Origin of the sequence: Streptomyces sp. TN58 (assembly GCF_001941845.1) — a bacterium.
In the GTDB taxonomy this organism is placed as follows: Bacteria; Actinomycetota; Actinomycetes; order Streptomycetales; family Streptomycetaceae; genus Streptomyces.
On sequence record NZ_CP018870.1, the window covers coordinates 4,238,151 to 4,251,394 of the forward strand.

Here is a 13,244-nt window from a genome sequence, read left to right on the forward strand (position 1 = left end):
CCGCGCGTGCGACAGGGCCGCGGGGCCGGATGCGGGGGAAGCGCGCGTTGCGCTTTCGGGCAGTGGCGGGCGTCCCGCCCCGCCCGCCCGCCGCTGCCCTGCGGCCCGCCGGGCGGGCGGGCGGTCAGATCAGCCCGTTGCGCAGGGCGTAGCCGACCGCGTGTGTCCGGTTGCGCAGCTGGAGGCGGGTGATGACCTCGTGCAGCACGTTCTTGACGGTCCGTTCGGAGTAGGACGTCTTGCGGGCGATCTCCGCCGTGTCCAGGCCCTCCGACACCAGGCGCAGCATGTCCGCCTCGCGGGCGGTCAGGGTGGACAGGGACACCGAGCGAGGATCGAGCGCCGAACGCTGCAGGCTGCCCACGTGGTCGAGGAGCTTCGCGAGGAGGTCGCCGGGCAGGACGCCCTCGCCGTTCGCTATCGCCAGGACCAGCCGCAGCAGCCGGTCCTGGTCGGCCTCGGCGCGCCGCAGCACCGCGCTGACACCGCATTCGATGGCGCGCTGCAGTGCGTCCCCGGATTCGAAGGTGCCGACCACGAGCCCGGTGCGGGTGTCGGGGTTGTGCCGCAGCCGGTACAGCAGGGCGGCCGTCTCGTCGTCGACGCTGTCCACGGTCACCAGCGACACCTGCGCGGTGTCGGCGTCCAGGTCGGGGACGAGTTCTATCTCGGGGCGCTGGCGCAGCTGGTGGACGACCCCGACGCGCAGGATCGGGTCCGACGCGTACACGGCCACGGTCACCCTTCGGCCGGTTCTGCGGGGTACGGCGGGCGCGGGGGCGGGGGCCGGTGCGTGCGGCCGGGGCGCGTGGGCGGGGGACGTCGGGACGGGGCTGTTGGTGTCAGCGCAGCGCATGTGTCGTACCTGTTCCGTGATGCGTGTGTGGGGTGACGGAAGGGACCGGCCTGTGCGGATCTCGACGCTGAGACCCAACCGGTGGTCGTACGTGAGGAGTTGGAGAGCCCGTGGGGGCATCGGGACTGCCCGGGGCCTTGCCCCCGCGTCCGTGGGGGAGGGGGCGGTGCCGGCGTAGCGTCGCGGCGTGACATCCCCAGCCGCATCTCCCAGCCCTGGCGCGCCCGTCCTCGACATCGAGCCGGTGTCGGTGATGCCGGGCGGTACCGCCACCACCAGCCTGACCGTCCGCAACGACAGCGACATCGTCGAGGCGTACCGTCTGGAAGTCGTCGGCGACTGCGCTGCCTGGACCACGGTGGAGCCCGAACGCGTTTCGCTGTACCCGGGTACGTCGGAAACGGTGACGATCCGTCTGGCGCCGCCCCGCTCGCCCCAGGTGCGGGCCGGGGAGGTACCGCTCGCCGTGCGCGTGCTGCCGACCGAGCAGCCCGAGGCGGTCCGGGTCCCCGAGACCACCGTGCACGTGGAGGAGTTCCGGGAGCTGAGGGCGGAGAGCGCTCCCAGACGCCGTCGCGGCTGGCTCCGCGGGCGCTACCGCATCGCCGTCCGCAACGAGGGGAACGCCCCGGTGCGGGTGGGATTCACGCCCGCGCAGCCCGGTGAGGACCTGAAGTTCGACTTCGCCCCGGCCGCCCTGAAGCTGGAGCCGGGCGAGTCCGCCGAGGTGGTGCTGAAGGCCCGGGCCGGCGGCCCGGTGTGGTTCGGCTCCCCCGTGACCTGGCCGTTCACCGTGGAGGTGGCCGAGACCGAGGACGGTGAAGAGGCGGACGGCGCCACGGCGCGGACCGGCGCCACGGCGCGGACCGGGCCGGAGAGCGTACGGGCGCCGCTGGAGGTGGAGTTCGTCCAGATCCCGATCTTCCCGACGTGGCTGCTCGCCGTGCTGGCCGCGCTCCTCGCGCTGCTGCTCGCCTGGTTCATGCTGGTACGCCCGGCCGTGCGCAGCACCGCCAAGGAGGCCGCCGCCGAGGCGGCGAGGAATCCGGCGCCCGCCGCGGACGGGGCGGGGCAGACCCCGGTGGCCGGAAGCGGCACACAGCCGGGCGGCGCGGGCACGGCCCCCGGCGCGGCGAAGGGCGACCGGCCCACCGGAGGCGGCGCCACGGGCGGCGGCGGAACCGCCGGTGCCGGGGGCGGGCTCCAGAGCTCGGCCACCATCGACCTGCAGACGGCGGGCGGCCAGTCCAAGACGGGTACCTACACGGTGCCCGCGGGCAAGGTGTTCGGGATCACCGACCTCGTCGCGGCGAACTTCCAGGGCGACGAGGGCGTGGTGACGATCACCTTCGGCGACCGCAAGATCACGACGATCGCGCTGGAGACGTTCCGAAACCAGGACTACCACTGGGTCACCCCCATCAGCATCACCGAGAGCCAGACTGTGACCGTCCAGGTGACCTGTGCAAAGCCGGGCACGCCGGCCACCGGCCGTCAGGCGCAGGAGTGCCACGAAGTCCTCAACGTGAGCGGTGTGCTGAGCGACCTCAGGTGACCCGAGCGGCACGGACATCGTCCGTCAGGCTCGCCCAGGAACAAAGCGGACCCGCTCCGGTCCGTCCGGAAAGTGCTTACCGGGCGGACTGGTGACGGGTCGTCGGCATTGAAGCGTTCCGGTGCGGTTACGCCGTTCCACGGCTATTGCCGCCCTACTGGGCGGTAGCGGCGCCGCCGGAGAAAACATGGCCGTATTTCGATGTTCGAACACAACTGCCCGTCCACCGCTCCCGCTCCCACCGGGCGCCGGAGGCGGGCACCGCCACGTTCCGGCCGCAGCACAAGCCGCCGGGCTCGCGAAACGTCGGGGTCAGGGCCAGACCAGGCAGTACGGCTGGTGTCCCGCCTCGTGCAGGCGGTGGCTGAAATCCTGCCACTCGTGGAGCAGCTGGTAGACGTTGAAGGCGTCGCTCGGGCCGCCGCGGTCCGGGACCGTGGACCAGATGAAGGCCGCCGCGCCCACGGACTCCTCGCCGATGCCGCGCAGCGGGTCGACCACCGTCATGGGGAGCTTGACCACCGCGTAGTCGGGGTGGAGGACGACGAGCTCCAGCGGGGGCACCTTGTGCAGGGGTATGCCCTCGATGCCGGTCAGGACCATCGCGGCCACCGTCTCCGGCTTGATCTTGGTGAAGAGGCCGCCCATGCCGAGCTCGTCGCCGCCGAGCTCCTCCGGCCGCATCGTCACCGGGACCCGCGCGGCCGTCGCGCCGTCCGGGGCGCCGAAGTACTTGTACGTCACTCCCATGCCGCGGCCCCTGGGCATGTCCTGCGGATCAGGTGCGGGCTCCGGTACGGCGTCGGCCGCCTCGGTGGCGCGCCGGCGGTGCCTGCCCCGGCGGCGGGCCTCGCGGGCCTCACGGGCTTCGCGGGCGCGCTGCGGATCGAGGCCGTCCGTACCCTCGCCCGGTCCACCACCGCGTTGCATATCTCCACCCGACTGGTCTTGCTCGCCACGGCCCCGCGGCCCCCGCCACGCAGCCTGATCATCATGGCAGTGACCTCCCCCGCGGCGACGCGGTGAAACGCCCGCCCGCAAGTCTGTCGCAGCCTCTGAGACCATGGCTGGTGTGAGCTACCCGTACCCGTATGAAGCCCCAGTTTCGCAGACGCTCTTCGAGCGCGCCTCCCTCGTGACCCCCGGCGGCGTGAACTCTCCCGTGCGCGCCTTCCGCGCCGTGGGCGGTACGCCCCGGTTCATGGTGTCCGGCACCGGTCCGTACCTGACCGATGCCGACGGACGCGAGTACGTGGACCTCGTCTGCTCGTGGGGGCCGATGATCCTCGGCCACTCCCACCCCGAGGTGATCGAGGCAGTCCAGGCCGCCGTCGCCCGCGGTACCTCCTTCGGCACGCCCGGTGAGGGCGAGGTGGCGCTCGCGGAGGAGATCGTCGCGCGCGTCGCCCCCGTGGAGCAGGTGCGGCTCGTCTCCTCCGGGACGGAGGCGACCATGTCGGCGATCCGGCTGGCACGCGGCTTCACCGGTCGCGCCAAGGTCGTGAAGTTCGCCGGCTGCTACCACGGTCACGTGGACGCGCTGCTCGCCGCCGCCGGTTCCGGTTTGGCGACTTTCGCTCTGCCCGACACCCCCGGCGTCACAGGTGCGCAGGCCGGCGACACCATCGTGCTCCCCTACAACGACCTCGAAGCGGTACGGGCGGCCTTCGCCGCGCACCCCGGCGAGATCGCCTGCGTGATCACCGAGGCGGCGCCCGGCAACATGGGCGTGGTCACCCCCGCCGAGGGCTTCAACCAGGGACTCGCGGACCTCTGCCGCGAGAACGGCGCGCTCTACGTCTCCGACGAGGTCATGACCGGCTTCCGGACCTCCCGCGCCGGCTGGTACGGCGTCGACGGCGTCAGGCCCGACCTGATGACCTTCGGCAAGGTCATGGGCGGCGGCTTCCCCGCCGCGGCCTTCGGCGGCCGCGCCGACGTCATGGGCCACCTCGCGCCCGCCGGGCCCGTCTACCAGGCAGGCACGCTCTCCGGCAATCCCATCGCCACCGCCGCGGGCCTCGCGCAGCTGCGCCTGCTCGACGCGGCCGCGTACGAGAAGGTCGACGCCGTCTCGGCGCAGATCCAGTCCCTGGTCACCGGGGCGCTCGCGAAGGAGGGCGTGGCGCACCGCCTGCAGACCGCGTCCAACATGTTCTCCGTCTTCTTCACCGAGGACGTGGTGCGCGACTACGACGACGCGAAGAAGCAGGAGAGCTTCCGCTTCAACGCCTTCTTCCACTCGATGCTGGCGCAGGGCGTCTACCTGCCGCCGTCCGCCTTCGAGTCCTGGTTCGTCTCCACCGCCCACGACGACAAGGCGATCGAGCGCGTCGCGGCCGCACTGCCGGCCGCCGCCCGTGCCGCCGCGGAGGCCACCGCATGAGCCAGGACGGCCGCGACCCGAAGCCCGCCTCCGACCTCACCGTCGTGCACCTGGTGCGCCACGGCGAGGTGCACAACCCGGACGGGGTCCTGTACGGGCGCCGTGAGGGCTACCACCTCTCCGACCTGGGCCGCCGGATGGCGGACCGGGTCGCCGAGCACCTTCGGAGCCGGGACATCGCCTACGTGGTGTCCTCCCCGCTGGAGCGGGCGCAGGAGACGGCCGAGCCGATCGCCAAGGCCCACGGCCTGGACCTGGCGACGGACGCCCGGCTGCTGGAGGCGGAGAACGTCTTCGAGGGCAAGACCTTCGGCGTCGGGGACGGCGCGCTGCGCAAGCCCGGCAACTGGAAGCACCTGACGAACCCGTTCAAGCCCTCCTGGGGCGAGCCGTACGTCGAGCAGGTGGTCCGGATGATGAGCGCGCTGGAGGCCGCGCGCGACGCGGCCCGCGGCCGCGAGGCGGTGGCGGTCAGCCACCAGCTGCCGATCTGGATCGTGCGCAGCTTCGCGGAGAAGCGCCGGCTGTGGCACGACCCGCGCCGCCGGCAGTGCACCCTGGCGTCCCTGACGTCCTTCACGTTCCAGGGCGAAAAGCTCGTCTCCGTGGGCTACAGCGAGCCGGCCCGGGATCTGGTCCCGGCCCACCTCCTGGCCGGTGCGAAGCCGGTGAAGGGCGCGTCCAAGGCGTTCGGCGCCTGACCCGACACCCGACCCGGCCTGCCCCGGCGCGGCCTGACCAGGCGACACCTGATCCGACGGTCTGTTACGGACCGTTACAGGCCTGTCTAATTAAATACAAGATGCGCGGGAATCACCGTGTCAGCACACATGTCCGGTCCGTTCGCCCGTTTCCACGGGCTGCGGGCCGGGGCGTGTCGACGACGAGGGGGACGGTGACATGCGCGACGACAGGGGAGTCAGTCGGAGGGGGCTGCTGGGACTGGGGCTTGGCGCCGCGGCCGCGATGGGAGTCGCCGGCTGCGGCCTGCCCGACGTGTCCGGTCCCGGCGCTCCCGGGCCCGTGAAGACCCCGAAGCCCGGCGAGCGGCCGCCGGGCAAACCCATCGGTGACGGCTCCACCGCCGACACCGGCCCGCAGCCCCACCAGCCCGACCGGCCCGTGCCGCTCCAGCCCGGCGAGACGCCGCCGCAGTTCGTGGTCTTCAGCTGGGACGGTGCGGGCGAGGTCGGCAACGGCCTCTTCCCTCGCTTCCTCAAGCTCGCCAGGGACCACGGCGCGTCCATGACCTTCTTCCTCTCCGGCCTCTACCTGCTGCCCGAGTCGAAGCGGAGTCTGTACCGCCCGCCGAACAATCCCGTCGGCGCCTCCGACATCGGCTACCTCAAGGACGAGAACATCCGCGCCACCCTCGCCTGCGTTCGCGAGGCGTGGCTCGACGGGCACGAGATAGGCACGCACTTCAACGGCCACTTCTGCGCAGGCCCCGGCTCCGTCGCCCGCTGGACCCCGGCCGACTGGGAGAACGAGATCGACCAGGCCGTGTCCTTCGTCACGGGCTGGCGCACGAACACCGGCTTCACCGACCTACAGCCCCTGCCCTTCGACTACCGCAGGGAACTGACCGGCGCGCGCACCCCCTGCCTCCTCGGCCGGGACGGCCTCCTGCCCACGGCCCGGAAGCTGGGCTGGCGCTACGACTCCAGCTCGCCCGGCGGCCTCCAGGTCTGGCCCGAGCGCCGGTCGGGCGTATGGGACCTGCCGCTGCAGTCCCTCCCCTTCCCCGGGCACTCCTTCGAGGTGCTGTCGATGGACTACAACATCCTCGCCAACCAGTCGAAGAACACCACCCGGGGCGTGCCCGCCAACTACCCGGCCTGGCGCTCCCAGGCCACGGCCACCTACCTCGGCGGCTTCCGCCGGGCCTACGAGACCAACCGCGCGCCCCTCTTCATCGGCAACCACTTCGAGGAGTGGAACGGCGGCATCTACATGGACGCGGTCGAGGAAGCCCTCAAGGGCATGGCGGACAAAAAGGACGTAAGGCTCGTGTCCTTCCGGCAGTTCACCGACTGGCTGGACGTCCAGGACCCCAAGGTGCTCGCCCGGCTGCGCACCCTCGGCCCCGGCCGGTCACCCGCCGGTGGCTGGAACACGTACCTCACCGCCGCCTGACACATCGCCTGACCAGGGCGTTGACACCCGGCCGGGGGGTGCGGAAAATCCGCGAATTGCTCATGCGAAACTTTTCACATGAGCCTTAGCCGCGCCCCCCGCCGCCGCTCAACCAGCGGCCGCGCCCTCCTGCTGACCGCGGTGACCGTCACCGGCGCCCTCACCCTCACGGCGTGCGACGGTTCGGACAGCGGCAAGCCGACCGGCAGCGGCGGCAACTACGTCACGGGCGCGAGCGGCATCTCCACCGCCGCCAAGGGCGAGCGCAGCGAGGCCCCGGGGCTCGACGGCGAGACCGTCGACGGCAAGGCCCTCGACACGGCCGCCCTCAAGGGCAAGGTCGTCGTCCTCAACGTCTGGGGCTCCTGGTGCCCGCCGTGCCGGGCCGAGGCCCCCGCCTTCGCGAAGGTCTCCAAGGAGTTCACCGACGCCGGCAAGGACGTCGTCTTCGTGGGCCTCAACGTCCGCGACTACAGCAAGCAGAACGCCGCCTCCTTCGAGGAGACCTTCGGCGTCCCCTACCCGAGCCTCTACGACCCCGACGGCAAGCTGCTGCTCCGCTTCCCCAAGGGCAGCCTCTCCCCGAACGCCATCCCCTCCACGCTCGTCCTGGACCGGGAGGGCAAGATCGCCGCACGCACCCTGGCCCCCCTCGGCGAGGACCAGCTGCGCTCCATGATCGACCCCGTCCTCGCGGAGCAGTGACCTCGTGGTCGACTACGTGCTCGCCGCCGAGGCCACCGGGGTGAACGAGACGGTCCTGAACGGAGCGCTGCTGCTGGCGCTGCCGATCGCGCTCCTCGCCGGACTGGTCTCCTTCTTCTCGCCCTGCGTCCTGCCCCTGGTCCCCGGCTACCTCTCCTACGTGACCGGAGTCAGCGGCGCCGACCTCGCCGAGGCCCGGCGCGGACGCATGCTGGCGGGCGCGCTGCTGTTCATCGCCGGGTTCACCGCCGTCTTCGTCTCCACCGGCGCGCTCTTCGGCTTCTTCGGCCAGACCCTCCGGGAGAACAACGAGATCATCTCCCGCGTCCTGGGCGCCGTGGTGATCCTCATGGGCCTCTTCTTCATGGGCGCCATCCCGGGGCTGACGATGCGGGAGTTCCGCTTCCACCGGAAGCCGGCGGCGGGCCTGCTCGGCGCGCCCCTGCTCGGCGTGCTCTTCGGGGTCGGCTGGACCCCCTGCATGGGCCCCACCCTCGCCGCCGTCACCACGCTCTCCCTCGACCAGGCGAGCGCCGGCCGCGGCGCGCTGCTGACCGTGGTCTACTGCCTGGGCCTGGGCGTGCCCTTCGTCCTCGCCGCGATCGCCTTCCGCAAGGCGCTCGGTGCGTTCGGCTGGGTGAAGAAGCACTATGCGTGGGTGATGCGCATCGGCGGCGGCATGCTGATCCTCACCGGCCTGCTGCTCGTCACAGGTTTGTGGGACAGCATCGTCACCGACATGCAGGCCTGGACCCAAAGCTTCACGGTGGGGATCTGAGGAACCGACGGACATGAGTACGACTGACAAGGCGTCCAGCGAGGCGTCGCACGAGCCCGTCCCGGCGGACGCCGCAGAGGCCGCGGCCCCGGCGGACGCCGCAGAGGCCGCGGCCGGCTCCCAGCTGTCCACCGCCCCCGCCGAGGACGGCGGTCCCGTCGGCATCGGCGTGATCGGCTGGGCCCGCTGGTTCTGGCGGCAGCTCACCTCCATGCGGGTGGCGCTGATCCTGCTCTTCCTGCTGTCCCTGGGAGCCATCCCCGGCTCCCTCGTCCCGCAGACCAACGTCGACGCGATGAAGGTCGCCGAGTGGAAGCGGGAGCACTCCTCCTACGTCGGCGTCGCCGAGGCGCTCCAGCTCTTCGACGTCTACAGCTCGGTGTGGTTCTCCGCGATCTACCTGCTGCTGTTCGTCTCGCTGATCGGCTGCATCATCCCGCGCGCCTGGCAGTTCGTCGGCCAGCTCCGCGGCCGCCCGCCGGCCGCCCCCAAGCGGCTCGACCGGCTGCCCGCCCACACCACCTGGCGTACGGACAGCACCCCCGAGGAGGTCCTGTCGTACGCGCGGACGATGCTCGGCCGGAGGCGCTTCCGCACCGAGGCGGGCGGCTCCCACGTCGCGGCCGAGAAGGGCTACCTCCGCGAGGCCGGCAACCTCGTCTTCCACGTCGCGCTGATCGTGATGCTCGTCGCCTTCGCCTGGGGCCAGTACTTCAAGTCCGAGGGCGGCAAGCTGGTCCTGCGCGGCAGCGGCTTCTCGAACACGCTCACCCAGTACGACGACTTCAAGCCCGGCACGCTCTTCCACCCGGACGACCTGCCGCCGTTCAGCTTCACGCTGGACCGCTTCGACGCCACCTACGAGATGTCCGGCCCGCAGCGGGGCACCCCGCGCGACTTCAAGGCGTACGTCACCCTCAGCGAGGGCGCCCACGGAACGCCGCAGAAGCGCGAGATCCAGGTCAACGAGCCCCTCGAAATCGACGGGTCCAAGGTCTACCTCCTCGGCCACGGCTACGCGCCGATCATCTCGGTGACCGACCCCACCGGGAAGGTGATCTACAAGGACGCCGTCCCGGTCCTCCCGCAGGACGGCAACCTCACCTCCACGGGAGCCGTCAAGGTCACCGACGGCTACAAGGACAAGAACGGCAAGGCCGAGCAGCTCGGCTTCACCGCCGTCTTCGTCCCGACCTTCGCCGGCGAGGGCAAGGGGACGATGTTCTCCCAGTTCCCCGCCCTCCTGAACCCGCAGCTCATGCTCAACGCCTGGCACGGCAGCCTCGGCGTGGACTCGGGCCTGCCGCAGAACGTCTACCGCCTCGACACCTCCAAGATGGAGATGTTCAAGGACGAGTCGGGACAGCAGCTCATCAAGAGGCTGGCGCCCGGCGAGACGATGGCCCTGCCGGACGGCGCGGGCACCGTGAAGTTCGAGGGCATCGAGCGCTGGGCCACCTTCTCCGTCACCCGGCAGCCCGGCAGCGGCCTCGCCCTCGCGGGCGCGATCGCCGCCATCGCGGGCCTGGCCGGGTCGCTGTTCATCCAGCGCCGCCGGATCTGGGTGCGCGCGGTGACCGGCGAGGACGGCGTCACCGTCGTCGAGATGGCGGGCCTCGGCCGCAGCGAGTCCGCCAAACTGCCGCAGGAGCTGGCGGAGCTCGCCGCCACGCTGCACGAACAGGCGCCGACCGCGACGCCCGCCGGCCCCGCAGATTCCTCGAAACGTGTCGAAGAAACCCCCGAAGGAGAGCGCGGATGACGCCGCTCGCTGCCGCAGCCAACGAGAACCTGGCTCAGATCAGCAACTACCTGATCTATTCGTCGATGGCGGTCTACACGCTCGCCTTCTTCGCGCACATCGCCGAGTGGACCTTCGGCAGCCGCAGCAAGGTGGCCCGTACGGCCGCCGCGCTGACCGGCCCCACGGAGGCCGTGGCCCCGGCCGTGCAGGTCCGGGGCAAGGGCGGCGCCACCGCCGTCCTGGACCGGCCGAAGGTCACCACCCGCTCCGGCGCCGGGACCCGTGACGTCCCCGACGGCCCCGGCGCCGCCGGCGGCACCGCGCAGGGCGACCTGTACGGCCGGATCGCGGTCTCGCTGACCGCGCTCGCCTTCCTCGTCGAGGCGGCCGGCGTCGTCACCCGCGCCATGTCGGTCGAGCGGGCCCCCTGGGGCAACATGTACGAGTTCTCGATCACCTTCTCCACGGTGGCCGTCGGCACCTACCTGGTGCTCCTCGCCCTGAGGAAGAACGTCCGCTGGCTCGGCCTGATCCTGGTCACCACCGTCCTGCTCGACCTCGGCATCGCCGTCACCTGGCTCTACACCGACAGCGACCAGCTGGTCCCGGCCCTGCACTCGTACTGGCTGTGGATCCACGTCTCCACCGCCATCTTCTGCGGCGCCGTCTTCTACCTCGGCGCGGCCGGCACGGTCCTCTACCTCTTCCGCGACGCCTACGAGGGCAAGCTCGCCGGAGGCGGCACGCCGGGCAGGATCGCCTCCTCCGTCCTGGAGCGGCTGCCGTCCGCGGCCTCGCTGGACAAGTTCTCGTACCGCATCAACGCGGCCGTCTTCCCCCTGTGGACCTTCACGATCATCGCGGGCGCCATCTGGGCCGGCGACGCCTGGGGCCGCTACTGGGGCTGGGACCCCAAGGAGGTCTGGTCCTTCGTGACGTGGGTGGCGTACGCCGCCTACCTGCACGCCCGCGCCACCGCCGGCTGGAAGGGCCGCAAGGCCGCCTACCTGGCGCTCTTCGCCTTCGCCTGCTGGATCTGGAACTACTACGGCGTGAACATCCTGCTCAGCGGCAAGCACTCGTACGCGGGCGTCTGACCGGCGGGAGTGGGACGCTGGTGGCATGTCCCTCGTGAGCCATGCCACCAGCGAACGGCGCGGCGAGAACCACTGGCTGCTCCGCTTCGAGCTCCACCTGCCCTACTCCTACGAGGCCCTCTGGCACGCCGTGACCACACCCGACGGGCTGCGCGGCTGGCTGGCCGCGGCCGACGTCCTGGAGCGGCACCTCGGCGGGGCCGTCACCCTGCGCTGGCCGAACACCGGGACCGTGGCGAGCGGGCACGTCTCGGCCTGGGACGTGGAGCGCGTCGCCGAGTACACGGTGAGCGGGCACGGCCGGATCCGCTTCCACCTGGAGGCCGTGGGCACCGACTCCACGGTCATCCGCTTCCTGAACGAACGCGGCGGGTCCGACGAGGACCGCCTGGACTGCCTGGCCGGCTGGCACGAGCACTTCGAGCTGCTGGAGGCCGCGCTGGCGGGGCAGCCGGCGGACTGGTCCGCCTGGACGGGCCGCCGCTGGGCCGACCTGCGCGCTTCGTACGCCTCCTTCAGCGAGGTCCGCAGGGCGTCCTGAGACCCCGCCCCGGCGCGGATCGCGGTCGCCCTCCCGGGGTGCCGCGCGCTCACCACACCGGGCGCAGGGGCGGCAGCCCGTCCACCCCGTGAAGCGCCCGCACGACATGGCCCAGCTCCCGGCGCAGGGCGGCGAGGTCGGCGGTGCCCGCGAGCTCGTCCTCCAACCGGTGCAGGACCCGCCCGGCGACGGAGAGGTGTTCCCGGGCCGCTCCCGTGAGGACCACCAGCTTGCGGCGTCCCCCCTCCGGGTGAGGCTCGCGCCGGACGTATCCGCGCGCCTCCAGGTCGTCGACGATCTGCCCGGCGGCCTGCTTGGTCACCCCGAGCCGTTCGGCGAGCTCGGTGGCGGTGGCGCCGCCGCCCTTCAGGGCCTGGAAGGCCATGCCGTGCACGGGCCGCAGGTCGCCCTGCCCCACCTCGGCCAGCCGCCGGGTGAACTCGCCCAGCACCAGCTGGAAGCCCAGGCCGAGCAGGAACGTCAGCTCGACGTCGGCGTAGTCGTCTCTCGTCACGCGAAACATGGTGACACGGCGGGGTCAAGCTGCTTTACTCGGTGCGAGTAAAGCAACTTGACTCACTGGTCGGAAGAACCGGAAGAACCGGAAGAAACGAGGCCCGCCTTGCACGTGATCGCCACCACCGCCGACGACGTCACCACCACCCCGAACGCCACCATGACCGCGCTCGCCACCCCCAGCCGCGGCAGCTCCGAGCTCAGCACCTGGCACGTCGACATGCCCGCCGGAGCCACCGGCCCCGAGCACTCCGTCAGCCGCGAGCAGGTCTGGACCCTGACCGCCGGCTCCCTGGAGGTCACCTGCGGCGACCGCACCGAGAAGGTCACCGCAGGCCGGACCCTGGTCCTGCCCGCGGACGCACCGCGCAGGATCCACGCCCCCGAGGCCTTCCAGGCCTACGTCGCGATGCGCGCGGACGGCGTGGTGACGGTGACGGGCGAGGACGGCACCCGCGTCCTGCCCTGGGCGCGGTGAGGACCGCCGCCCGTCGACCGGTCCGGCCGGCCCGAACAGGGGTCAGTCGGAGTCCTTGTCCTTGTCCCGGTCCTTGTCCCGGCCCTTGTCCCGGTCCTCCCGGTCCTTGTTCTCCTGCTCCTCGCGCAGGGACTTCAGGAACTCCGGGTTGTCGTCGGGGGCCACCCACTGGCCGCGCCCCCGCGGGCCGCGCCCGCCGCCGGAGGCCACCCGCTTCTTGCCCGCGAACAGCCACACCACCGGCCCCACGACGGAGAAGAGCAGGATGATGAGCACCCACATCGCCTTGGGCAGGTGCTTGACCTCCTCCTCCGGCGTGTTCAGGCAGTCGATGAAGGCGTAGATGGTCAGCGCGATGATCAGCAGGAACGGCAGATAGCGCAGCACGGTGTGGGACCGACTCCCGGGCAGTGACGGCGGGCCCGCAGGGGGCCCCGGTGACGCTCCCAGCG

At 71.8% G+C, this 13,244-nt stretch carries 14 protein-coding genes; 10 read left to right on the plus strand and 4 right to left on the minus strand.

The window, feature by feature from the left end; genetic code table 11:
* Nucleotides 1–124 precede the first annotated feature (124 nt).
* The gene (locus BSL84_RS19260; RefSeq protein ID WP_078848871.1) at nt 125–856 is read right to left on the minus strand and encodes a helix-turn-helix transcriptional regulator; all 732 of its coding nucleotides are present in this window, start codon (nt 854–856) and stop codon (nt 125–127) included.
* Nucleotides 857–1,043: 187 nt separating this feature from the next.
* On the opposite strand from BSL84_RS19260, the gene BSL84_RS19265 reads away from it, so the two are divergent.
* Nucleotides 1,044–2,411, plus strand: coding sequence for a hydrolytic protein (locus BSL84_RS19265; RefSeq protein WP_234363484.1), 1,368 nt, complete (start codon nt 1,044–1,046; stop codon nt 2,409–2,411).
* A gap of 312 nt (nt 2,412–2,723) precedes the next feature.
* On the opposite strand, the gene BSL84_RS19270 is transcribed toward BSL84_RS19265, so the two are convergent.
* On the minus strand, nt 2,724–3,179 hold the full coding sequence (locus BSL84_RS19270) for a hypothetical protein (protein WP_376505318.1): 456 nt from the start codon (nt 3,177–3,179) through the stop codon (nt 2,724–2,726).
* 295 nt (nt 3,180–3,474) lie between these two features.
* On the opposite strand from BSL84_RS19270, the gene hemL reads away from it, so the two are divergent.
* From hemL to BSL84_RS19310, 8 genes are all read left to right on the plus strand, one after another.
* Complete coding sequence (gene hemL, locus BSL84_RS19275) at nt 3,475–4,797, plus strand: glutamate-1-semialdehyde 2,1-aminomutase (RefSeq protein ID WP_030026252.1); 1,323 nt, start codon at nt 3,475–3,477, stop codon at nt 4,795–4,797.
* Complete coding sequence (locus BSL84_RS19280) at nt 4,794–5,498, plus strand: histidine phosphatase family protein (RefSeq protein WP_030026254.1); 705 nt, start codon at nt 4,794–4,796, stop codon at nt 5,496–5,498. Before hemL ends, BSL84_RS19280 begins: the two co-directional genes overlap by 4 nt.
* 199 nt (nt 5,499–5,697) lie before the next feature.
* Nucleotides 5,698–6,933, plus strand: coding sequence for a hypothetical protein (locus BSL84_RS19285; RefSeq protein ID WP_075970820.1), 1,236 nt, complete (start codon nt 5,698–5,700; stop codon nt 6,931–6,933).
* A 78-nt stretch (nt 6,934–7,011) separates the two neighbouring features.
* Entirely contained in the window at nt 7,012–7,638 is a 627-nt protein-coding gene (locus BSL84_RS19290) for a TlpA family protein disulfide reductase (RefSeq protein ID WP_075970821.1), read from the plus strand.
* A gap of 4 nt (nt 7,639–7,642) precedes the next feature.
* Nucleotides 7,643–8,416: a cytochrome c biogenesis CcdA family protein gene (locus BSL84_RS19295; RefSeq protein ID WP_037660637.1), complete on the plus strand. Its 774-nt coding sequence runs from the start codon at nt 7,643–7,645 to the stop codon at nt 8,414–8,416.
* A gap of 13 nt (nt 8,417–8,429) precedes the next feature.
* Nucleotides 8,430–10,178, plus strand: a complete 1,749-nt coding sequence (gene resB / locus BSL84_RS19300) for a cytochrome c biogenesis protein ResB (RefSeq protein WP_045321405.1) — start codon at nt 8,430–8,432, stop codon at nt 10,176–10,178.
* Complete coding sequence (gene ccsB / locus BSL84_RS19305) at nt 10,175–11,257, plus strand: c-type cytochrome biogenesis protein CcsB (RefSeq protein ID WP_045321404.1); 1,083 nt, start codon at nt 10,175–10,177, stop codon at nt 11,255–11,257. Before resB ends, ccsB begins: the two co-directional genes overlap by 4 nt.
* Before the next feature lie 25 nt (nt 11,258–11,282).
* On the plus strand, nt 11,283–11,798 hold the full coding sequence (locus tag BSL84_RS19310) for an SRPBCC domain-containing protein (protein WP_030026264.1): 516 nt from the start codon (nt 11,283–11,285) through the stop codon (nt 11,796–11,798).
* A 49-nt stretch (nt 11,799–11,847) separates the two neighbouring features.
* Here the strand turns inward: BSL84_RS19310 and BSL84_RS19315 are convergent, their stop codons facing one another.
* Entirely contained in the window at nt 11,848–12,312 is a 465-nt protein-coding gene (locus BSL84_RS19315; protein WP_030026266.1) for a MarR family winged helix-turn-helix transcriptional regulator, read from the minus strand.
* A 114-nt stretch (nt 12,313–12,426) separates the two neighbouring features.
* On the opposite strand from BSL84_RS19315, the gene BSL84_RS19320 reads away from it, so the two are divergent.
* Entirely contained in the window at nt 12,427–12,792 is a 366-nt protein-coding gene (locus BSL84_RS19320; RefSeq protein WP_234308351.1) for a cupin domain-containing protein, read from the plus strand.
* Nucleotides 12,793–12,834: 42 nt separating this feature from the next.
* Here the strand turns inward: BSL84_RS19320 and BSL84_RS19325 are convergent, their stop codons facing one another.
* Nucleotides 12,835–13,179, minus strand: coding sequence for a PLD nuclease N-terminal domain-containing protein (locus BSL84_RS19325; protein WP_030026269.1), 345 nt, complete (start codon nt 13,177–13,179; stop codon nt 12,835–12,837).
* Nucleotides 13,180–13,244: the final 65 nt, after the last annotated feature.